We start from the raw sequence: 23,459 nt of genomic DNA, 5'->3' as shown, positions 1-23,459 counted from the left end.
GTTCAAATGCTGAACAATTTGTTGTTGGTATTTCCTTGTTCATAACATTTTTATGTACTTGCTAGTGGTTTCGAAGGCTGTTGTAGCATTTTGCTCTAATTATACTTTTTGGAATGGATAACCTCATTAAATACTTCACACTGTTTCATGGTCAATTGTTTAGCAGAAAAATTTTCAAAATAATTCCAATCTGTGGTCGATTTTATCGACTGATCTAGAAGACCATTAAGAAAATGTGTGATGACATTGGTCGAATTTTCTAAAGTTTCATCGATATCGATTAGGGTACCACAATTGGCATTTTTGATAATATGATAAGTACTGCTATGTTTAGAAAATATGCTCAACAATGGCTTTTTTGCCAAAACATAAGGATATAATTTAGAGGCAGTATAGCTTTTTTCGCTTGAGCCAGGCATAATGAGCGCATTGGCACTCAGTATCGTCTTAAGTGCCTCAAAATAACTTATTCTATCTGTTTGCTCGCTTACAAATGCGGTTACATTAAATGCTTCGGCAATAGGTTTTACGGTCGGTTGTCCGGTTCCTTTTGGTGCATAACTGGTACCAATAAAATAGAAATAAAAATTTGATAAAAGTTGAGGGTTATTTATTTTAATCTGCTCTAAAGCTGAAAACAGCAAGGAGAGTGATTTTTCCATAATTTTACCAACAACACCCACATAAGCAATGGAGATGATATTTTCAACTTTGGGAATGAAACTCTTTATTTCTTTTTTTTGAGCAACTTCAAAATCTTTTTCAAAATAGCCAAATGTGATGGTCGAAGTTGGAATATTTTTGATTTTTTGGTAACGATTTTTTAAGGTTTCGATGTAATTTTCAGACACGCTGATTATTCCATCAACACTTTTCATCGCTATAGGTTCCAAAGTTTTATTTAAACGATAAGAAAACCAATATTTCTTAGGTCGTTCAGATTTTGGCCTGTTTTTATAATAATCCGAATGCCAAGGATCTTGCATATCTATTACGTAAGGAATATGGAATTTTTTCTTCCAATGTGCACCCAAAATACATACAGGAAACTGAGTAGTGGAAAAATAGATCAGATCAAATTTTTCCTTGCTAAGCAGTTGATCAACATATTTTTTATAGAACCATAATGAGCGTAGCGCTATGCTACCCAAACCAATTTTTGAAGTAAATTTTTTCGAAAATGCATTTACTTCATGAATTTTGATGTCTTCTGGTATGGTTTCTTTTAATAATGAATCCTTTACCATATCAGAGTGGATTTCTTTAACGGTAACTATTTCAGCATCCCAACCAAATTCTTTAAAATAAGGGAGGCTTACTCTAATTCTGTGCATATCTGCAGCATTTGAAGGCGCAAAATAAGGCGAAATGATGAGTACTCTTTTCAAATTTTAAGCAGATAGTTGTATCAATGTCTTTTTTAACCGCTCTGCAAGTTCATTGGCCGTTACGCTACTATTTTTAACAGCGATGATCTCGTTCACGTAGTTTTGATAATCATTTGCCGGCAACTGTGTACACGTTGCAATGCTTGCTGCCATAACAGCAGGAATATTTTCTGTTTCTATTAAACTTCCCTGGTTAATGATATAACCTCTTTTACCTGCAATAGTGGTAACGGTAGGTATTTCCCATTCAATGGCTTTAGCTAGTTTCATAGAAGCACCTCTGGAATAATTAAAGATGGGATTAATAAAAAAACTCCAGTTTTCAACTTCCTTTAATAGGTTTTCATCACTTAATGGGCCTAAATAATTAACAAAATCATATTTGAGTTGTAAACTTTGTCCAATTTCATTGGGTTGCCCTACAATTCTTACCTCGAACGATAAATTAAGTTCAGCTAATTTTTCGAACAATTGATGCAGTGCAATGATATTAGGTGTATGGTTTAAGGTGCCTACATAGCCAAAAACATTTTTGATTGGTGCTCTTTTAATTTGAACTGTTTTATCGATTAACCTAGGGATATAAAAAGGATAATTTAAGCCCAACCATTTTTCTACTGCACTTTCTTCTTCAGACATGGTACAAACCAGATCTACATACCTCTTTCTATAGAATGATTCTGTAAATAGGGCCAAGCCCAATTTTAATATACCCGTATATTTTTTAAAACCATTGAACCTAGGCTTAATTCCGGTTAAGTCTCCTAAAAAATCTCCAGATTCGTTACCATGCGACATAATGATCACCTTAACATGTTGGAATTTAGCTTTGATGATTTTAGAAAAACGGATCAGCTCTGACTTGTTAATGAAAACATGAGTGATTTGCTTTTCGCTAATGGTAGCAAGCAATGTACTGCTATATTTATCTATAGCGTAGCTGATGTAGTTATCGAGGTTTAACTTGTATAGTAATCTAAATACTAAAGATTTGCTATAACCAACCTCAAAATAATGCAACTCGTCTGCCGTTGCTTTAAGGATTTTCAGAAACTCCTGAGAACAGATTTGTACCCCTCCAGGAATTTTAGAATTGAGATCTAATGGATTATGAAGAAAAAGGCCTTTGATCATTATTTATAAGCTTTTTGCTACTTGATGATAGATGTTAGCATAATCTTGCGCACATTTCTCGAGTGTTAGATTTTCTGAAATATATTTTTCCGGATTGAATTTTTGATGCTCAAGTTTGTTCATGAAATCAGAAATTTTGCTGCTGAAATCTACAAAATCTTTGAATTTTAAACCGCATCGCTCATCCCAATAAGGTACAGAACTTACAGGTCCATATTTAATCGTATCTGGATAATATTGCGGATCTAGCCAATACTCTTGTTGGTCAAAAGCCATTATAGGAGTATTGCTCGCCAAAATTTGTTGGTAGGCTAGGCCCTGCGTTTCATGTTCACATAAAAATATAGCCGCTCTACTACTGGCTACTTTCTCTACCAGCTCTTCGGGTTTGTATTCGCCATAAACAATGGTAGTATAAGTAAGTCCCATTGCGGTAAGTTTTTGTTTGATGGGCGTAATTATTGTTTTCTCATAAATATCGTGGTTCCATCTAATCTTGTCGTAGATCAAAAAATCAAACTGTGGAGTTTTTTTGATTGACTGATTCCATTTATAGGTATTGATACCCACAGGCCATGATTGAACAATTTCTCCATAATAAGGAATAAACATGTCTCTCATCCAATCTCCCGGAACTAAAATTCTTTTAATATTTGGATAATCTTGCAGCAGATTTGGTGCATCAAGCGGGTGCGAAAAAACAGAAGCACCAAACAGTATTGGATTTTTAAAATTTTTGGTTTTTAATAAATGCGGTTTCCCAATTACGCCTATCAATTCATTGGAATTTTTTTTTGCATAATTGTAATCATTAAAACGATAGGGGATACCTAGCTTATCAAGACCTTTCATTAATTCGAGTGCCACCATCATTTGGCCACCAATTTTAGGTTTACCGCGAACTATTCTTCTAACTGTTTTTCTTAGAATATGATCATACTTAAACCATCGATCAGGATCTGGGTCTTCGTAAAATAGGTTTAATGTTTGCATTATTTTTTTTTGCAATAAGTCCATAACTCATTCCGCGATTTATAGGAGAATTTTTCTCTAGTAATTTCTTAATTAATCTTTTCACAATCCTAAATGGATTTTTTTGAGATTTGCATCAAATAAATTTGTTTTTCCATCTAGTGTAACGTATTCTTCAATAATAGACCCATTGTCCATTAAAAGGCGTTCAACGATATGTGGCCAAGGTGTAAATACATGATGATTTAATTCTAAATCACTTACCGTAAAACATGGTATTTCCCCAATAAAAAATAATGAAAATCTAGCTCCACTCCATAATGGATTAGGTGTTGTTAAAATTAATTTCCCTCCAGGGTTTCGATACCAGAGCTAAATTTGAAATGCAGTTCCAAGGATTTGTTAGATGTTCAACTACATCTAACAATAACACATAGTCTGCACTATTATCTAATTTTTTTCTTCAAAGTTAATATCCCATTTGTTTATTGAAGCAATCTCTGGAGCTAGATCATAAGCTTTATAATTAATGTTTTTGGTAATTGAGCTTAAAATTATACTGTCTTTTGCACCAAAATCGTAAATAACAGGGCTTTCTTCTAGTAAATTGTTAATTACAGAAGAAGCCCACTCATAACGAGAATTATTAATATTTTTACTAATTACCATATCAAATTTTTATATTATTGAACGGCGTATGTGCAATAATTTTTCGGTGTATTTAAATCCTAATTTATGATATAATAAACCTAAAATTCCCTTTTCTGGTATTTTGAAATTAGGATTAAGTTCAAATACCCATTTTACCAATGTTATTGCATCTTTAAGATTGCTTTTAGCAATCCAATGCGCTAATGGCCAAAGTACTTCACAAGCTGCATTTTTTCTAGCTTGAGTTAACTTACCATCTGATTCTAGTTTGCCTAAAATTTTCTTAAATATATTCCAATGTTGCCAATTGGTAACTTGCGCTTTTAAACCTTGATAATTTCCTTGCATTTGTTCTGTATGCTTTACCCAATAACCTCCACATCCTTCTACAAAGCAAATTTTTGGCTCTAATAAAGCATATTCAAGAATAAACATTCGATCTTCTCTGAAAGCATAATCTGGTCTTCTGGGTACTTTTTTAACCATATCTGTTTTAAACAACATGCCCAAGAAATGACTTCCGTATCTATTACTCAATTGTATTTCTAAAAAATCTGGCCATTCTATTATTGGCTCATATCTGATGATCTCTTTTGTCTCTTCAATATAAGAATCTACACGGCTATATACTAATGACGAGTTTGTAGCTTCTGCTTTTAGAAACTGTGTGTCTATAATGCCTTTTTCTAAAAAGTCATCGCTATCAAGAAACCTAATATACTTACCTTTGGCAACTGATACTCCATTATTTACAGCGTATGTTTGGCCTTGATTGTCTTGTCTAATTTTAACTAAATTATCTTGTTGAGCTAACCATTCCCAAGTTCCATCTTGGCTACCATCATCTACAACAATAATTTCTACTATACAATTCGTATGCAGACAGCTTTCAATAGCTCTAGGTAAACACCAAAGTCTATTATAGGCTGGTATAACTATACTTACGTCAATCATTTTTTAAAATTTTTTTTAGAAAATTTCTTAGCATTAAGTAATGCTTAATTCCAAAATAATTTAGATATGCTATTTTAGTATTTAGTGCATTATTTGTTTGATAGAATAGACTTGATGCATTACTCTCATTAAATAATAGATTTTCGATAGTTTTATTTAATGTTTCATTATTAACTTGGATGTGTTGGTTATTAACATAATCAAGAATATTTAGTTTATACCAAATGGCTAGTTTATTATTAAAGACAAATTCTTTTCTAATGCTATCTACTAAAATAAAATTTTTTTTTAAAAATAAATGATGCCAAAACAATCGATTTTGACAATTAATATGTCCATTTCCAAGTTGATTTGGCACAGCTGCAGAAAATATAACCACTGGTGCTGATTGGGTTAAAAAATGGATTAAATGCTCTGAACTTTCCGTTAATAAATGTTCTGCCACTTCAGTACAAATAGCAAGGTCATATTCACCATTTGACTTTAGAAAATTAGATATTTCTGAATAATTATTTAAATCTACTTTTGAAAACTCGATTTTATCAAAGCCCCTAAAGTCTGGATCAGAAAAACCATCAATTGCTGTTACACTAATTCCTAAATTTGCAAGAGCTACTGTCAAATGACCTGGCCCACAACCAAATTCAATAACTTTTTTTGGTTGATATTTGTCTCTTATTGTTATTGCAATAGTAGAATATTCAGTGTCAAATATCTCTTCACTAAAATATTTTTTTTCATAAATATTCATACTATGCGTTCTGATTTTTTGATGCTCCGATTACCAAAGAACAATTTATAAATTGGCCTAAATAAATTTTTAAAGGTAAGATTCACCCTATTTGGATATTCAATTGAAATTTTTGAGAAAACTTCTGTAAAAATGTTTAGGTTACTTTTTAGTGCTCTTTTTAGTCTAAATATCTCTCTTTGATAAGGATAATGGTCTATATAAGTGCCCAAAAAATGAACAATTAAGGGTTCAACCTTTTCAAATGGGTACCAATTTTGATGTAGAAGATTAGGTTTTGCAGGATTTAGCATCCATCTTTTACCGTTGATCACATCTATTTTGTAACCTCCTTGGCAAGCTTGGGGATCACTCATTACTGTTCCATCATCTATTAATGGCTTCATTTGGTGTAGTGCCATTGCTAGTGCCATAATTACCTCATCGTTCGGCCTGTTACGTAGTCTTACAAAACCAATTTCATCATATTTTTTCTCTAGTTCTCTAGCAGTAGTATATACTTCTGTCGCAGTGTTTCCCTTTTCAAGATAGTAAATGCCCCCATTAAATTTTGGCATTTTGGAAATATTAAAATCTTTACAAATTTTTTTGACATCTCCGAACCATTCTCCTTCTGTAATATAATTCCCCAAAACCGAAACATGATTGCCTTTAAACTTCTCAAATAGGTTGTCAAGATAGCCGAAAATGAGACAATCACTATCAATAAATAGAGTTTGTCCCTCTGGGGCTAAATGATCAAGATGTAATTTAGATGAAAAACCTTCTCCCAACTCGCCCGGTTTAATCTCTATAAACTTGATTTTTTGTTTTATAAAATTAGGAACTAGATTAATCTGATCCGTTACAATGTAAAAATCTATGGTAGTGTCTTTATGCCACCAAATAAAAGACATTGCTAAATTTACCGCTAGATCTATATAAAGTTTTTTCGAAGTGGCTATGGTAATAATATTTCTTTTCATTCGAATTAGTTATAATCTTTGTTTTTTAGCATAAATAATGAATGGGTTTTCAAGTAATCTGTAACAACAATAAGATATTGCTGGAATAGTAAGTATTCCAATAACCATAATTACACTTCTATATTCGACATGGACATAATGAATTATTACAAAATTTTTTAAATAAATAAGTGGAACATGGAATAAATATAATGAATAACTTGATATACCTATAGCTATAGGTATGGTTAACCATTTTTTATATCGTTGAAAATATTTTTCTTTTGAAATGAATAATACAAGGATTGGAGCACATATTAAAATTTTTAAATTATACTTTATTAATACATCGTTTTTCCAAGAGAAGTAATTACTTATAATAAATAGCACAATGATAATAAGGGAAGTAATAATCCATTTTTGTGTTTTAAAATAAGCAGGGTTTTTCAAATGTGTGTCGCAAATCCAAGCCCCAAAGCACCAGCTAAATATCAGATTAGAAAATAAATATTGTTGTGGTAAGCTTAGTTCTGATTTCGATAATTGAAAGTAAGAAATACTGATAATAGAAATGACTGCAGAGAAAAGAAGGGCTTTTGATACATTATATCTATGTTGTATAGAATTGAATAATGGATAAAATAGATAAAAGAACATCTCAATAGTGATAGTCCATAAAACTATATTTATTGTTGAAAAGTATTTAATTGATAATCCTTGTAGATTAAAAAGATGAATAAAAAGATCTGGTTTGTTTGGAAGAGGAATGTAATTGGTAATTATACTAACAACAATGGAGAAGAAAATTGCAATCAAATATGGAGGATAAATTCTCAAAAATCGCTTTAAAAAATATTGTTTTATAGACATGAAGGTATTTAACGCAATTCGGTGTGAAGATAGGTGAATACAAAATCCACTTACAATAAAGAATAATGGCACCGCAAAGCTGCTGCCAATAATATTAGTATACTCAAGAATTTTGATGTTAGTTGTTTTTGCTAATATCCAACCAATATTATGATGGTAATAATATACTGATATTGCGGCAATAAATCTTAATATATCTATTGCAATAAGATTTATTGTGTTCTTTTTTATGTATTCTTCAGTCATTTGAAAAATTTATTCCATTTAAGAACATACTTTTGAAGTTTATTCCCTAGTTGCTTCAATTGCTAATGTATAAGGTTTTGATAAGCCTTTGTGTGCTTCGATATTATTTAATTCTTCAAATTCAGATTCTGTAGCATTTGTTTGAACTATTTTTGTAAAGCCTGCATTTGTTAATAGTGCTGCTAGTGTTTTATAATCGTAAATAAATTTATGGTCATAATTTAGGAAAATATCATTTACAAAAAATGAAACATTCTCTTCATTATTTTCTGGAATGTAATTTTTAGCATTGTAAAAACCTAATTTAATCCAATCGTTTATGATTTCTTTTATATATGGCGTTTCTATTGGACTATCTTCGAAATAACTTTTAAGATATGCGGTTAAATTGGGCGTGCATACTCGAAAAACTCCCCCAGGTTTTAAAATTCTATATATTTCACTTATCATTAGCTTTGCATCTTTATAATGAATGTGCTCTATGTGATGCTCACTGAAAATAAAATTAAAACTATCTGAAGGTATAGGGAGCTTTTTGGTTACATCTAAAAAGTAAATTCCATTTCTAGGGAAATAATCTGTATTTAGCCAACCTGATAAATTGTTCTGACCTGCACCAAGTTGTATTTTCTTTATATCTGCAGACTGTAAGTAATGCTCAATTTGAGTATTAGTTTTTCTTGATAAATAATAATGTTTAATTTTTAGCCCAAAAGAATAAACTATTGGAATTTTTTTGAGAAACATAATTCTATATATTTTATTTAGTTAACTTTAAATTTACCATAAAATAACTCAAAATCTTCGCAAACCTCCAACCAAAAATTTTACTAATTAATTTACCCTTTTTTGTACTACCGTAACTAAACAGTTTTAAACCAAGGTCTTTCGCTTTTTTTACACAATATTCAGAAATATCTTTATATTGAGGATATGCATAAATAGCAATGTCCCAATAATGTTTTGCCATCATATAATCGATAACTTGTTTTTTATCACTATTGTAATTCAAAAGATGTTGATGTTTTGAAGTAATCGCTTTTACCATAGATAGACACGCTTCATGATCCCGGCGAATGGATAGGTTAATTCCATTTTTAAATTTCCTATAATAATTGAAAACAGCCGGAGTATATGTAATTCCTGCACTTGCTAAAACAACTCTACAAAAATATTCTCCGTCATCATCCACGCTGAGTGTTTCGTCCCAAAAGCCAGCTCTATTAATAACTTGAATTGGGGTTAACCAAGAGTGAATGGTAACCATAGCAGCAGGTCCATTCCCCCCATACAAATTAATCAAAAATCCCAATGGATCATTTGTAGAAAATAGAAAGTCTAATTCTGTTTCAGCTGGTTGATTTATTAAGTGGTCTTCTCCATCAAAAAAGAAAATAGTAGAGCATGTGGCCACTGTATCTATTGTGTTTTCTAAGGATTTTAATTGACTTTCAATTTTATCTGGACTTATTAAATCATCAGCATCTAGAAATTGAATATAATCGCCCTTTGCTTTTTTAAGACCTAAATTTCTTGCCGAGGAAGCTCCGTTATTTGGTTGATTAAAAATATGTATGGTTTCATTTTCATATTTTTTTGCAATAGCTAATGAATTATCGGTAGACTCATCATCAACAATAATAATTTCAATATTAGTCCAAGTTTGATTAAGTGCTGATTGTATGGTTTGCTCAATGTATTCTGCTTTGTTATAGACTGGTATAATGATGGAAACTAAAGGTTGTTGAACTTTCATTATTACTTTTTAGAATTGAAAATATCAGACCATCTATTGTCTAATTTAGAATTTATGGGAACGCCATTATTATTAAACCATGGCTGTTTTAAATACTGTATATAAAGATTTTCATCTTGATCTATTTCGATAATTCGGTCAATTAATTGTGAAAAATCCAGTTTATTAAATTGTATCTTCATTTTTAATTCACGACCGTTGGCTTTTAATCTTCTGATAATTTTTCTTAGAAAACTCTGATGGAAACTTGGTCTATAATCTTTAAAATTTTGTTGAGCAGTATTTTCTAATACTTTAAGAATTGGACCTGCACTTGCAGAAATATAATCGGGCACATTTACAAAACTATTTATATTAAAAATTTCAGAAATATTCGGATCCCCACAATATATGGGCAAACTATAACTCTGCATCGCATCATACAATTTTTCGGTTTGATATCCTGGATATACATAGTTCTCGAAAGCAATAGTAAATTTATAAGGAGCTATAAACTGTCTTTTTCTCTCCCACATATCCCCTTTAAATAACTCATCTATAGATGGCATGTTATTCATTGATTTTCCAGGAGCATCGACTTTTTTGTACTTAGAAAGTTGTTTAAAAAACTCTTCCCTATATGGTACTCGATTTGAATAAAGAAAGTTACAAAATTTAGATTTACTATTTAGTATTTGATCAATGTCATTATCTGTCAAATTTTTTATTAACTTTTTTGGATTTATTCCATGCCATTGTATACGTCTATATTTAGGATCATTAATTTCGGATTCTGATGGAATTCCAAATGCATAATCACAGATAGAAAGATCAGGATAAATGTTTTCGCAGAAATAGCCAATCCTTACATAATTGCCAGATTTTGGGATATCATTACCATAAGGTCCAAAAATGATAAAATCAGGATTTTCACTTTCAATAAATTCAAATTTATCAGTTAGATCTATAAGTACATCCGCCAATGTATGTTCAAATGTTAATCCATTTTGACATTTTAATTTAATTTGTTTAAGCATTTAAAAGTAATTAAAGTCGCTAAAAGTCGGATAGAACATAAGTCAAGTAAGATGATAAATATAGCTCCGGGTTCATTACCTCGTTGTATAATCTTTTTGCTTCGTGTTTTTGGGTATCATAATTTTCTGAAATTGAAGATAAAGCCTTACTCATTTCTGAAAAGTCATTAATTATATACCCAAAATTGTATGTTTTTAATAAGTCATTGAACGAATTATTTTTTGTAGTTATTGTGGGTATTCCCATCATCATGTAAGTATTAAACTTGCCAGATGAATAACCGATTTCACCAAAATTTTTGCCATCATAGTGGCTATCGCTAGTAAAAGAAAGGTATGTTGCTAAGCCTACATCAAATTGTTTTAAAAATGGTATATACTCTTCATATGACAATTGTAGATTAACTATTGAAACAGGTAACCCTTTTTCAATGTAAGCTTGAATTTCTTTTACCTCAGCAGAATTTGTATTATTTATAAAACGATTATGAATAACTAAATGAAAATCATTATTCCATTTTTTTTCCATTTCACTTAAAAGTTCAAATAAACCAGACCATTTATACAAACTTCCTGAATATATCAATGACTTATTATCATTGGGAATATTTATTAAAAATTTTTTTGGAGTAGGAGAATCATAGTGCTTCGGTTTAACAGGAGCAACCGGCATGTAAAAGGTTTCGTCAATTTGGTATGGCTTATTTTCTTCTAAAAATAATTTTAATCGATACTTATCTTGTATGAGTAATGATTTTATCTTCTTCTTAAGAATTGAGATTTCAATTAGCTTATTTTTTCTAATCAACGGATCTTTAATCTCATCTAAAAAGAATAACTCAAATGAAATGTAATTGTAGTTGCTTTTTAGATTTGGAAATAACTTGTTGGCAATGATTAAACCCTCTGGATCTACGCAAATTACCTCTTTAATTTGATACTTAAAGGTAAGTAGTTTAGCATTAATATAAGGGAAAAATGTTCTAGGAAAAAAAATGGAAGGTCTACGTGGAATTCTAGGATAGACAAAAGGTAATACCTTAAATATTACATTTCTAGATATTTTTTCATGAATATTTGTAGGGATTTCATGAATAAATAGAATGATTTTTATTTTTCTATCAATTAATTCTTCTAAAATACATAACATTGTGGGATTTGAAAACAAATCTCCATGCGGATGTATAATTGCTATTACTTTTTCTTTATTAATAAACAAAATCTTTTATAAGATGAGTAACGGTTAATATTTCTTCTTCTTTTAGGCCTAAACCACTAGGTATATAAAAACCATTTCTGGCTAATTTTTCGGCAACTGGATATTGTTCATCTTTAAAGAATCCCATGTTTTTAAAAACAGGTTGCTCGTGCATAGCCCAAAAGAAAGGCCTAGTGCCAATTTGTTGGACAGCAAGATATTTAACCATTTCTTCTTTGGTATGTTGATCTGGGGCTACCAAACCAAATATCCAATAAATGTTTTGGGCGTAACCTACATCAGCCAAGGGCAATTGATATCCTTTGTCGGTTAAAAAAGCTAATTTCTCTTGATAAAGTGTACCCATCTTACGTTTGATTTTGATAAACTCTTCAATTCGTTCAAGTTGTGCTAAACCCAAAGCGGCTTGTAGATTGGTCATTCTATAATTCCAACCCAATTCGTAATGTATAAAACGTGGGCCATTAGGCTCAAAACAAAGATTGCGTAGTTTTTTACACCTCTCGGCCAATTCTTGATCGTTGGTTAGCAACATCCCTCCTTCACCAGTGGTGATGTGTTTATTTGGATAGAAGCTAAAAATACTGATATCACCTAAGCTACCACACATTTTCCCTTTGTAGGTTTGTCCATGCATTTCAGCAGCATCTTCAATAACTTTGAGATTATAATTTTTGGCTAGGGCTAGTACGGGATCCATATCTACAGGTAGACCATAAATATGTACCACAACAATTGCCTTGGTACGGGGTGTAATTTTTGCTTCTAATTGATCAATATCCATGTTCCAGGTCTGTGGATCACTGTCAACCAAAACAGGTGTGGCCCCTGCAGTAACTACTGATTGAGCGGGTGAGATGATGGTAAAAGCAGGCATGATTACTTCGTCACCAGCCCCAATATTTAAAGCTTTAATGGCGATATCCAAAGCAGCTGAGCCATTACTTACCGCTATGCCATAATTGCAGCCGATATAACTACTGAATTTGGTTTCGAACGCGTTAATAAATGGCCCCTCACTTGATATCCATCCCGTTTGGATACACTCGGTCAAATATTTTAACTCATTGCCATCGAGAAGTGGAGTATTTACAGGGATTGGTTGTGGTGTCATAATCTTTATTATCTAATCACTTTGATCTACTCGGGGTTATCTATTTAACTTTTTAAGTACATAACATACGCCCCATGTAGCGGTACTTGGAATGGCCTTGGTTTCAAATTCTTCGGTATGTAATAGCTCAAAACCAGTAGCATAAGCCAATAACTCTATTTCTGGTCTGCTGAAATGACGCATAGGATGGGTTTCGTTGATCTGTTGCGCTTCATTTGTATGTAGGTCTTGAATATTGATCTGGTAGTTTACATCCACTACATTACGCTCAGGATAGATAACTGGATTGGCCTCCCTTAATACTTTTACATCCTGATTGCTTAATATCTTGGTTCTTTTTTCGGGAACTTGATGATAGATAGCCGAACTGTGCCATACATCAAAGATAAAAATACCATTAGGTTTGAGGTGTGCATGTACATTTTCAAAAGTTTGGATCAAATCCTCATTAGCTGTCAAATAGCTGATCACATGGAATAGGGAAGTAGCTACATCAAATTGTTCAGCTACCTGAAAATTGGTGATGTCGCCAACCTGAAATTCAATTTGTGGGTTTTCAAGCTTTTTGGCAATGCCCACCATATCGGCACTTCTTTCAATACCTAATACTTTAAAGCCTTTTTTGGCTAAGCGGAACGCATGTTTTCCAGTGCCAGCGCCAAGTTCTACAATTGATTTGCTAGCTGGACTATAGGTGTTGATTAGGCCCACTACATAGGCTGTTTCAGCATCGTAATCCTTATCCTGGTAAAGCAGGTCGTAATATTGGCTATATAACTTAAAATTATTGTCCATGGATTAATGACTAGGTTTAATGTTTTCAGGGTTGTGTTCAAATCTCACTTTATCTTCATCGCCACAATAGGGACCTTGTTTTACTTCTATGATCTCTGAATTTTCGATCATTTCAAAACCATGCCCTCCAGCGGCCAAAAGAATGACATCACCTGTTGCTATGGTTCTGCTTTCAAGATAGTTACGGTCATCATCGTAAAAATCGACCCTTACCTTCCCCTTTTTGATATAGAGTACCTCTTGGGTTAAAGTTACTTTTCTTTCTACCAAATTGTGCACATGCGGGTCAATAACATAACCTTTTGGTCTGTTCATGTAACCCAACTGCTGCGAAAAATCGCCAGGTGTAAAAAAGGAAATCCCTTCTTTGTGGTAATTGGCCCTAATGATAATGGCGAGTACAATCTCTTGATGTATAATTTGTTCTATCATGCGTTTCTACTTAAATTAGTTTAGATTGAGCGACTAAAAAGCCTGTTCTTGCACTATAGGGAAAAGTTCTTTCGGCCATTGGCGCTTGGGTTACTTCAAAACTCAATATATTATCCTGCCAATCATAGCTCTCCGCCTCACTAGCGCCCAACCAAGCATAAATATAATAGGTGCCCGGAATAAAACCTGTGAGCTCAATTTCACAAGCATAGCTCGATTCGCCTCCAGCAAACTGAATAAATGGCTTTAAGGAAGGAACGGCCTCCATTATGGTGCCACCTAAGCTGCTTTTGATACCGAAAACGGCAAAGGCAGCAGGATTATTGGCTGCTGAGCTAGTGGTAAAATTTATAGTTAAAATAAGGTTCGGTTGCTCACCAGAAAGCTTGTAGCTGACGCGATTAAAGTGGGGGTGAAAATTTTCTTTTTTAGAAATCCAGCTATCCACAGTATTTAATGCACTGTTTTGGTAATATTCAACACAAGCTGCAGCATTGCCTATATAGCCCATGGTGCCATTGCTCAACACAATTCCACTTCTACAAAGGTTTAAAACGGCGTCCATGTTATGGCTTACAAAAAGAACAGTCCTTCCTTCTCCTTGGCTTACTTCGCCCATTTTACCCAAACACTTTTTCTGAAACTCGGCATCGCCTACGGCCAATACTTCATCCACAATCAGGATTTCACTTTCCAAGTGTGCGGCAACGGCAAAGGCCAAACGTACATACATGCCTGAGCTATATCTTTTTACTGGGGTATCAATATAACGTTCTACCCCTGCAAAATCTACAATCTCATCAAATTTTCTTTTGATTTCATGTTTACGCATCCCTAAAATCGCTCCATTTAAGAAAATGTTCTCTTTTCCGGAAAGCTCGGGATGAAAACCAGTACCTACTTCCAATAAACTGGCAATGCGTCCCTTACCACTGATCTTACCGGTAGTGGGGCCAGTAACACGGCTCAAAATTTTTAATAAGGTGCTCTTTCCGGCACCATTACGCCCAATAATCCCTACTGCATCACCTTGCTGAATCTCAAAATTGAGGTCTCTTAAACTCCATACAATATCACTATCGCCCTTAGTACTGCGGTCATTTGTTTCACCAATTCTTAAAAAAGGATCTTCTTTTCCCCTAATTTTTGCATACCATCTTTCCAGGTCACGACTAATCGTACCTGTCCCAATCTCTCCCAATTGGTAGGCCTTACTCAAATTTTCTGCTTTGATAGCTATGTTCGACATGTTAAAAGGAAGTAATGCTAATGATTAAACAGTATCTACAAAAGTTTTTTCTACTTTATTAAAAATAAGCGTACCCACAACTAAAAATAGGAGGGTTACACCTGTTGAGTAACCTAAGCTGCCCCAACTAAAAGAACCCTCACCCAAAAAACCATACCTAAATGTTTCAATGATAGGAGTCATAGGGTTGTATTCAATAACCCAACTATAAGCGGGATATTTTTCAATAGCCGTAGATAGGGGATAAATTACGGTAGTGGCATACATGAGCAATTGGACACCAAAGCCCACCAAAAAAGCCAAGTCCCTATATTTGGTCGTCATGGCAGAGATGATCATACCTGCACCTAAACCCAATAATGCCATTAATAACACAACTACAGGAAACAGGACAATGGCCCAATTAATGTTAAAATGTGCTCCACTGAAATAGTAATAGGCCATGAAGGCAAAAAATAAGATCATCTGCACCCCAAAGCGTACCAAGTTGCTCACTATAATACTTAAAGGCATAATCAATCTCGGAAAATACACTTTTCCAAAAATGCTGGCATTATCTTTAAATACGGTTGATGTTTTGGTTAAACAATCGGCAAAATAATTCCATGCGGTAATGCCTGCCATATAAAACAGTGGCTTAGGCAGGCCATCAGTAGAAATGCCAGCGAGGTTGCCAAAAATGAAAGTAAAGATAATGGTGGTAAATAGGGGTTGAATAAAAAACCACAATGGCCCTAAAATGGTTTGCTTATAAAATGAAACAAAGTCACGGCGAACCAACAGGCTTAAAAGATCTCTATAGGCCCAAACTTCTTTTAGTTTAAGGTCAAAGAGACTATTTTTTGGAGCTATTTCCCAGCTTTCTGTGTTTTTACTCATCGTTGATTATTTAACAAATTGTTCCATTTAAAATAATATGTTTAATGTTTTCACGGTATTTTTCATAATTAAATACTTCATAAACATTTTTTTGTAAAGCTAGTTTCTCTACATCGCCGGAAGGTTGTGCCAATAGTTCACTTAACACTTGTTCTACTTCGTTTAAATTATCTGGATCAACCAATTTACCTAGTTTTCCGTTATTCAGGGCATCAACGCTACCATCTTTATTGCCAGCAACTACTTTCAATCCGCTGGCCATAGCCTCTATAAATACAATACCAAAGCCTTCTTTTTTACTTGGCATTACAAATATGTCTGAAAGCAAAAAATGATCACTTATTTCGGCCTCATCAACAAAACCGATCAATTTGATATGATTGCCAATTTTATAGGTTTTAATTAGATTTTCTAATCTAGCTTGTTCTTCCTCATCTGCTTTTCCGGCTAACAAAAAAACAATATTGGGATCTTTTTCTATCAATTGTGGTAATATTTTAATCACATTATCATACCCTTTATACTTTTCGCTTGAGGATAATCTAGACAAAGAAATTAAGATGGTATGATTAGTAGTTAGATGATATCTTTTAAGTAATGATGTAGGTTTGCTAAAATCTTTTGGAAAATAATAAAAAGGATCTAAACAGTTATTCAGTACCTCTATTTTATGATCGCTGATTTTATGTTCACTCTTTATTTTTTCCTTGGTATAATGACTTACTGCAAAAATTTTATCTAATCTGTTTAACGCTTTTAGTTTTGTTTCTGGCAGTTTTCTCCAAATTTCTATACCGTGCGCAATTAAGTATACTTTTGTTTTTGGACTAAATCTCTTAATTAAATAACCAATTGATAAGAGGTTGATATGGCTTAGCAGTACAACATCAGATTGCATTCCTTTGAGTAAGGATTTGATGACAAAATATTTCCGATTACCATCAAAAGCTACATATTGTTGTTTTCTTAAATATCTTGAATCACGATTAAAGTCCTTATCGTACATACAATGGACAGTAGGAGCCACCAATTCTTCTTCACTTAAATCGTATAAAGATCTACAAATGGTTCGGCAAACCTTTTCTATTCCACCAGTAAAATCAAATACCTTTAAGGTTAAAAATAATACTTTATGAGCCATGAAATATTTTGTATAGTGCAAATGCAGATGACCAATGCAGGTTATTTTCGTTAAACGCAGTGATCAGTTTTTTTGCTTTTTTATTTTGATATAAATCAGGAGAGGAGATGTCTTTGTTTTTTCTCATCCATTCTTGAAAAGGGAAGGTAAAACCCATTTTAGACCTGTTCCAGGTTTCTTCTGGCAGTTCATCTCTATAGGCCTCAATTAACAAACGTTTCTTTTGTAGTTCGCCATAGCGGATAGAAGGATGGATAGAAGTAACCAAATTGATGAAATTGATATCCAAGAATGGCACCCTGGCTTCTACACCATGGCTCATACTCATAAAATCGGTATCCTTTAACAGCTGGTTTTGCATGTACATATTCATTTCAAACCAACTTGCCCTTTCTTCATCATTTAGATATTTAATGCTATCATCCAATGGGATATTCTGTAGGCAATTAATTACTGTTTGAATATCAATATCTAATAGGTTGGCAATAATATCAGGAGTATATAAGCCTCTCAGACACAAGTATTCGCCAACGGGCGATTGAAAACTCAAATAATATAATCTTCTCAGCTTGGTGCTTTTTAAAAACCTAGCCGATTTGATCATCTCTCTGCTCAGTTTGCTGAAATTCTGTATTTTTCTAATCCGATCAAAAGAGGGATAACCTCCAAAAAGTTCATCAGCACCTAAGCCAGATAGTACAGATTTGATCCCATTTTCTTTGGCACATTTACAAATGAACCAGGTATTGATCCCATCATTGGTAGGCTGATCCATGTCGTGTAACACGTTTTCAAAATTGTACACAAAATCACGATAGGTAATGATATGTTCTTGATGATTAGACGTAACACGTTGGGCAATTACCTTACGATGTGAACTTTCAGAAAAATCTATCTCGTCAAAATTAGCAGAAATAGAGGTTAGGTTCCCTGTAGCGTATTTATCTGCCAACAAAGTGATGATACTTGAATCTAACCCACCACTAAACAACACTCCAATAGAAGTATCAGAAATCAATTGAAATTTAATGGCCTTTGTCAACTCTTCCCTTACACCTGCAATGGCTTCATTTTCATCAAGTATTTTTATGGCAGTTTTAAACTCATGATAGGAGTGGATCTTAAAGGAATTGTCCGCCAGTTGATATTTTAAGAAGCTACCTTTTGGTAAACTATATACATTTTTTAAAGTAGTAAATGGTTCTGGGATATGGCCAAAAGCTAGGTAGTATATTTTCCAATTTTCGTTAATCTGCTGTTTAAACCCCGTATGTTCAAAAGCCTTAACTTCAGATGCAAAAGAAAACTGGTGGCGATCTGCACTGTAGTATAATGGTTTTATTCCGCTTTGATCTCTTACTAAATACACACAGTTCTTAATTTTATCGTGTATACAAAAGGCGAATATTCCATTGAGCTGATTAAACGCTTCCTCTCCCCAACATTGGTAAGCTTTAATGATTACCTCAGTGTCTGTATCTGTTTTAAACTTAAAGCCTTTTTTAATTAATGCCTCCCTTAAGATTTTAAAATTATAGATTTCACCATTATAGGTAATCACTATATTTTCATCATCGCTAAACATTGGCATATGCCCCGCTAAGCTGAGATCTAAAATGGCCAACCTTCTATTTCCAAGGCAAACCATGGTATTGGTATCTACAGCATATCCGAAATCATCCGGTCCACCATGTATCATACTATTACACATTAATGTGATATAGTGTTTAAGTTGGTCGACAGAAAATTCTTTAGTAATTATTCCTGCAATTCTGCACATTTATTGGTTTGTTAAAAGTAGATCTCTTCAATAAATTGGATTAGCAAATAAACCGATTTGCGCAAACATAGCTTCGCCCTCTCAGTCACATTAACTTTTAATTAACTGACTGATTTTGTTTGTGTTACCTAATTGGCTCTATAAAGGCCAAAGAAGTATTAATCATAATCGAATAGCCCAAATTTTGTAACCTTAGTACTATTCCTTTTTTGTTTTTTAAAGATACTAATTCTGCTACAATTCCCTTAAAGGGACCAGCTTTAATTAAAACTTTTTCTCCTAAAGAAACTTCGTAGTCAATTACCTCAAGATCAGTTACATTTGCCAATAACAGTTTTAAATCTTCTAACTGTTTATCGGGAATTGCAGCAATTTTTCCGGAAAAATATATGAAACGACTTATGCCCGGAGTAGTTAATACCTCTGTATATTCTTTGGCAGAAATATAAATGAAAAGATAAGATTTGAGCAAGGGCTCTTCTATAACCTTTTTACGATCGCTCCATTGTTTAACCGTTTTTTTTAAAGGCAGATAAGAAATAATCTGTTTTTTATTTAATTCAATTTGTGTTTTTTTTTCAGCACGAGATCTCGTATATATTGGATACCATTTATACGTATTGTCTATCATATCTAGTTCTAGTTTTAAACACTTACCTTAATCAAAGAATCTCCAATTTAAAGAGATTCTTCAAAGGCTAAAAAATTATAAAATGCATTGCAAAAGCATGCTTATTATAAACAACTTTGATGTGATCTTGTTTAAACAATGAATATGTAAACCTATTTATCTTTTTTCTTCCAGAATTCCCACCATTTTTTCGGATCATCGTAATAGCCAGAACCTGCATAACCAGAGTAATCTGAGTAATAATAAGTGCTATTGCCACCACCACGAGCATAATCCGTAGTATAGTAGTTCGAGTGTAGCGCATCATCACCAAATGCATTTAATACAATAGCCCAATTGCTCAATCCATACTCGCGAGAAAGCCTCTCAGGGATAGCAGCAGCTCTGAATTGTGACTTACCAGATCTAATTACAAATATGTTCACATCCGATTGACGGATCAATGGAATAGCATCAGAAACCAGACCTACCGGAGCTGTATCTATCAATACATAATCGTACTTAGGTGTCAAGATCTCCAATAGCTTTTTCATCGATTCTGTATGTAATAACTCTGAAGGGTTTGGAGGTACTGGTCCAGAAGGAATGAAGTCTATATTGTGCACTTCATCATGCATGGTTACCTCTTCTAGTGTTTTTTGACCAGATAAATAAGAACTTAAACCTATTTTATTATTGCTTCCAAAAACCTTGTGCAATTTAGATCTACGTAAATCGGCAGCAATTAATACCACTTTTTTATCGATAAGCGCAAGTGTACCAGCTAAATTAACGGTAACAAACGATTTTCCTTCTCCAGAAACCTCAGAGGTTACGCAAATTGTTTTACTCTTTTTATTGGCGGCCAAAAAGCTCAGATTGGTTCTCACTGAACGTACCGATTCGGCAAAAACAGATTTTGGTTTTGCCAGAGATAAGGCTTGTCTATTGTCTTTATCAATATATTCAGGGAATTTTCTAATTACACCAATAATAGGCGTATTGGTTAAAGCTTCAACAGTCTCCTTATCGTAAATATATGGATTTAGGAAACGTACCAATAGAATTAGTCCGAAACCACAGGCAAGACCTACCATAGCTGCAAACGTATAAACTTTTTGTTTGTCTGGAGATATCGGATAGTCATAAGAAGGAGGTGTTGCCTGATTTACAATTACTGCACCAGATACTACTGCCGATTCGTTTAACTCTGATTCTAATTTCTTCTCCGATAAAAGTGAAAGATATTTATTATTTACATCGAAACTAGATTGAAACTGTATAAAATCTTTCTCTTTATTGGGAATTTTATCAAGCGTTTGGTTAACGTCTACAATTTGCCTACTTAAGAGGGCTAAGGTTTTTAGATTTCTTTGCTTTAATGAATTGATATTGCTTTGGATCACATTTCTGATGCCTCCTATTTGTTCATCTATATCTTTAACAAGTTGAGATGAAGCCTGAAACTGTTGAAGTTTGTTTTCTCTTGCAAGTACAAGGGTGTTGTATTGGCTAATTAAACCGCCTAATAAAGTACTAATATTACCTTCAATATCCAGATTCATTTCAATTTTACCGGCATTAGAACTTACCTGGTTTTCTAATTGATTAATGCCAATCATTTCTATATCTAGAGCCATTTTCTGACTTTCAAACTGCCCCAATTTGGCAATATTGGTTTGGGCATTGCTGTTAAGGTCAACAATCTTGTTTTTGTTTTTGAAATTGGCCAATTTTGCACCTGCTGTATCCGCTTCTCTTTTCAAAAAGCCCATTTGTTTTTCAATAAACTGTACCATTTGCCTTGCTGAACGTCTTTTTTGAACAATGTCATACTTGACATATTCTTTCATAATTTCGTTCAGAAAGTCAGCAGCAAATACAGGATTACCATCTGTAATATTTACAGACATTACATTGGTAAATCTTCCTGCTTCACTTGTGGAAATAATGGATCTGCCTAAAAAATCCATTTTACTATTGAACTTAAAGCTGTATTGCCCAGGGCCAGTAATCGGGCTGGTGATTTTAAAAATCGTATTTCCCTCTTCAATCAGCTGGCCATAATGATATTTCTTTTTTTGGCTTTTCGGGTTTTCTGTATAAGTAAGGTAAAAAGTGGTATTGTTTAAAGGCTCAACATTATATAATGCCCTACCAAAATTAACTGAATCTTGTTTTACAATTTCTATAGTAAAGGGTTTATTAGGATAGGTTTCTGTACTTCTAATCCTACCTTTATTATAATAGGAGATTTTATAATCGAGATTGGAAATAGCGTTTAATAATACCTCGCTACTTTGCATAACGTACCCTTCTGCTTGGATTCTATCGGTATAACTGTAAGATTGTGTAGCAATACCTTGTGTAGTAGAAATTGATGGGTTATTTTCTTTTAACTGTAATTGCCCAGAAGTAGTAAAAACAGGAGGGGTATATAATAAATTTATCCTGGCAATAATCAGTGCAATAACCACGCAGCCTGCAATCCAGTACCAGCGACTAAAAAAAACTTTAAATATCTTATAAAAATCTATGTCCTGCCTAACAGACTTAGGACTAGGGGCGGTTTCTAAATTACTCATTATCTTGTAAAGGTAAATATTAGTACAGCAAGGTTAATCACCACTAATAAGGGTTGTACAATATTATTGAAACTTTGTAATTTCTGACTTAGAACAATATTTTTAGTAGGTTGTATTACAATAATATCATTGTTCTGTAGGATTAATTTTTTGCTAGCCAAGCTATTGATGTCATTCAAATTTACATAGATTGTTTCGGGCCTGCTTTTATCGCCACGGATAATTTTCAATGTTTTAGGGTCTGCATCTTTTGTAATGCCGCCAGCTTGACCAATAATTTCAATCAGATTGGTATTGTCTCTTTCCAATAAGTAATTGCCCTGACTACTAAATTCGCCAAGTAAAGTAACTTTAACATTTACAATTGAAACTTCGATAATTGGTTTTTTCAATTGATCTTTCTCATAGATCTGTTGCAATTTAATGGTTGCTTCTTTTCTGGTTAGGCCAACAATTGACACTCTGCCAATGGCGGGTAAATTTACCGTACCATCATTGTCTACTGGATAGGTAATCATATTGGAATCTCCAGCACCAGGGCTCACACTTGATGCCGTGCCTACCGCACCAAACTCACGGTTTTGTAAATTTCGTACAGCGATCACATCATTTACTTTTATACGGTAATAGATGTCTCCCAAACCTTGATCATTTACTACGTAAACGTGTTTAATGGTGTCGGTTACGTTGTCTGTTGGCGAATTAAATAATGTCTTTTTTCTACGTGCATTGCTGGCAGAACATGCCGAAAGAAGTAAGGTTATGATGGAAAGAAACAGAAGGTTTTTGAGAAGAGTTGCTTTTTGCATGATTTGATGCTCCTAAGTAAGAGATAGGTTAATTTACGAATAAAAAATAAAATTCAGCTTAAAGGTGCTGAAAATATGGTAATTAAAAAAGTTAGATTTTAATCTTTTATAAAATATGAAGATTGCGTTTTTTCGCTTGTTTTTAAGCAATTGATAGTGAGATT

The 23,459-nt window shown here is 33.2% G+C and carries 22 protein-coding genes; all 22 read right to left on the bottom strand.

What is annotated here, in order from left to right; genetic code table 11:
* Nucleotides 1-95: 95 nt before the first annotated feature.
* Nucleotides 96-1,388, bottom strand: a complete 1,293-nt coding sequence (locus AQF98_RS02310; RefSeq protein ID WP_055130302.1) for a glycosyltransferase — start codon at nucleotides 1,386-1,388, stop codon at nucleotides 96-98.
* 3 nt (nucleotides 1,389-1,391) lie between these two features.
* Nucleotides 1,392-2,522 carry a glycosyltransferase gene (locus AQF98_RS02305; protein ID WP_055130301.1) on the bottom strand — a complete coding sequence of 377 codons (1,131 nt, stop codon included), beginning with the start codon at nucleotides 2,520-2,522 and terminating at the stop codon, nucleotides 1,392-1,394.
* A gap of 3 nt (nucleotides 2,523-2,525) precedes the next feature.
* A complete protein-coding gene (locus AQF98_RS02300; RefSeq protein ID WP_082434872.1) occupies nucleotides 2,526-3,515 on the bottom strand; it encodes a glycosyltransferase in 990 nt (329 codons plus the stop codon).
* A gap of 429 nt (nucleotides 3,516-3,944) precedes the next feature.
* A complete protein-coding gene (locus AQF98_RS02295; protein ID WP_055130300.1) occupies nucleotides 3,945-4,163 on the bottom strand; it encodes a hypothetical protein in 219 nt (72 codons plus the stop codon).
* Nucleotides 4,164-4,172: 9 nt separating this feature from the next.
* Nucleotides 4,173-5,099, bottom strand: coding sequence for a glycosyltransferase family 2 protein (locus AQF98_RS02290; RefSeq protein WP_055130299.1), 927 nt, complete (start codon nucleotides 5,097-5,099; stop codon nucleotides 4,173-4,175).
* Nucleotides 5,092-5,850, bottom strand: coding sequence for a bifunctional 2-polyprenyl-6-hydroxyphenol methylase/3-demethylubiquinol 3-O-methyltransferase UbiG (locus tag AQF98_RS02285; protein WP_055130298.1), 759 nt, complete (start codon nucleotides 5,848-5,850; stop codon nucleotides 5,092-5,094). Before AQF98_RS02285 ends, AQF98_RS02290 begins: the two co-directional genes overlap by 8 nt.
* Entirely contained in the window at nucleotides 5,847-6,815 is a 969-nt protein-coding gene (locus AQF98_RS02280) for a hypothetical protein (protein ID WP_055130297.1), read from the bottom strand. Before AQF98_RS02280 ends, AQF98_RS02285 begins: the two co-directional genes overlap by 4 nt.
* A 9-nt stretch (nucleotides 6,816-6,824) precedes the next feature.
* Nucleotides 6,825-7,910, bottom strand: coding sequence for an acyltransferase (locus tag AQF98_RS02275; protein ID WP_055130296.1), 1,086 nt, complete (start codon nucleotides 7,908-7,910; stop codon nucleotides 6,825-6,827).
* A 39-nt stretch (nucleotides 7,911-7,949) separates the two neighbouring features.
* A complete protein-coding gene (locus tag AQF98_RS02270) occupies nucleotides 7,950-8,657 on the bottom strand; it encodes a methyltransferase domain-containing protein (RefSeq protein WP_055130295.1) in 708 nt (235 codons plus the stop codon).
* Nucleotides 8,658-8,670: 13 nt separating this feature from the next.
* The gene (locus AQF98_RS02265; RefSeq protein WP_055130294.1) at nucleotides 8,671-9,666 is read right to left on the bottom strand and encodes a glycosyltransferase family 2 protein; all 996 of its coding nucleotides are present in this window, start codon (nucleotides 9,664-9,666) and stop codon (nucleotides 8,671-8,673) included.
* A 2-nt stretch (nucleotides 9,667-9,668) separates the two neighbouring features.
* Nucleotides 9,669-10,682 (bottom strand): glycosyltransferase family 10 domain-containing protein, encoded by a 1,014-nt coding sequence (locus tag AQF98_RS02260; RefSeq protein ID WP_055130293.1) that lies wholly within the window; start codon nucleotides 10,680-10,682, stop codon nucleotides 9,669-9,671.
* Between the two features lie 19 nt (nucleotides 10,683-10,701).
* On the bottom strand, nucleotides 10,702-11,901 hold the full coding sequence (locus AQF98_RS02255) for a hypothetical protein (protein WP_152969613.1): 1,200 nt from the start codon (nucleotides 11,899-11,901) through the stop codon (nucleotides 10,702-10,704).
* Nucleotides 11,891-13,015 carry a DegT/DnrJ/EryC1/StrS aminotransferase family protein gene (locus AQF98_RS02250; RefSeq protein ID WP_055130291.1) on the bottom strand — a complete coding sequence of 375 codons (1,125 nt, stop codon included), beginning with the start codon at nucleotides 13,013-13,015 and terminating at the stop codon, nucleotides 11,891-11,893. The genes AQF98_RS02255 and AQF98_RS02250 overlap by 11 nt, the downstream gene beginning before the upstream one ends.
* Nucleotides 13,016-13,051: 36 nt before the next feature.
* The gene (locus AQF98_RS02245) at nucleotides 13,052-13,810 is read right to left on the bottom strand and encodes a class I SAM-dependent methyltransferase (RefSeq protein WP_055130290.1); all 759 of its coding nucleotides are present in this window, start codon (nucleotides 13,808-13,810) and stop codon (nucleotides 13,052-13,054) included.
* A gap of 3 nt (nucleotides 13,811-13,813) precedes the next feature.
* Nucleotides 13,814-14,242 carry a hypothetical protein gene (locus AQF98_RS02240; RefSeq protein WP_055130289.1) on the bottom strand — a complete coding sequence of 143 codons (429 nt, stop codon included), beginning with the start codon at nucleotides 14,240-14,242 and terminating at the stop codon, nucleotides 13,814-13,816.
* Nucleotides 14,243-14,252: 10 nt separating this feature from the next.
* Nucleotides 14,253-15,491, bottom strand: coding sequence for a polysaccharide ABC transporter ATP-binding protein (locus AQF98_RS02235; protein ID WP_055130288.1), 1,239 nt, complete (start codon nucleotides 15,489-15,491; stop codon nucleotides 14,253-14,255).
* A gap of 24 nt (nucleotides 15,492-15,515) precedes the next feature.
* Nucleotides 15,516-16,370: an ABC transporter permease gene (locus tag AQF98_RS02230; protein WP_055130287.1), complete on the bottom strand. Its 855-nt coding sequence runs from the start codon at nucleotides 16,368-16,370 to the stop codon at nucleotides 15,516-15,518.
* Between the two features lie 10 nt (nucleotides 16,371-16,380).
* Entirely contained in the window at nucleotides 16,381-17,511 is a 1,131-nt protein-coding gene (locus tag AQF98_RS02225; RefSeq protein ID WP_055130286.1) for a glycosyltransferase family 4 protein, read from the bottom strand.
* Nucleotides 17,501-19,291: an asparagine synthase (glutamine-hydrolyzing) gene (asnB, locus tag AQF98_RS02220; RefSeq protein ID WP_055130285.1), complete on the bottom strand. Its 1,791-nt coding sequence runs from the start codon at nucleotides 19,289-19,291 to the stop codon at nucleotides 17,501-17,503. Before asnB ends, AQF98_RS02225 begins: the two co-directional genes overlap by 11 nt.
* A 124-nt stretch (nucleotides 19,292-19,415) precedes the next feature.
* Nucleotides 19,416-19,922: a UpxY family transcription antiterminator gene (locus AQF98_RS02215; protein ID WP_055130284.1), complete on the bottom strand. Its 507-nt coding sequence runs from the start codon at nucleotides 19,920-19,922 to the stop codon at nucleotides 19,416-19,418.
* Between the two features lie 152 nt (nucleotides 19,923-20,074).
* Nucleotides 20,075-22,486 carry a polysaccharide biosynthesis tyrosine autokinase gene (locus AQF98_RS02210; RefSeq protein WP_055130283.1) on the bottom strand — a complete coding sequence of 804 codons (2,412 nt, stop codon included), beginning with the start codon at nucleotides 22,484-22,486 and terminating at the stop codon, nucleotides 20,075-20,077.
* The gene (locus AQF98_RS02205; protein WP_055130282.1) at nucleotides 22,486-23,295 is read right to left on the bottom strand and encodes a polysaccharide biosynthesis/export family protein; all 810 of its coding nucleotides are present in this window, start codon (nucleotides 23,293-23,295) and stop codon (nucleotides 22,486-22,488) included. Before AQF98_RS02205 ends, AQF98_RS02210 begins: the two co-directional genes overlap by 1 nt.
* Nucleotides 23,296-23,459: the final 164 nt, after the last annotated feature.

This window comes from Pedobacter sp. Hv1 (assembly GCF_001412215.1).
Taxonomy (GTDB): Bacteria; Bacteroidota; Bacteroidia; order Sphingobacteriales; family Sphingobacteriaceae; genus Pedobacter.
The sequence above is the reverse complement of the archived record's forward strand: the minus strand, read 5'-3'. Positions and strand labels throughout refer to the sequence as shown.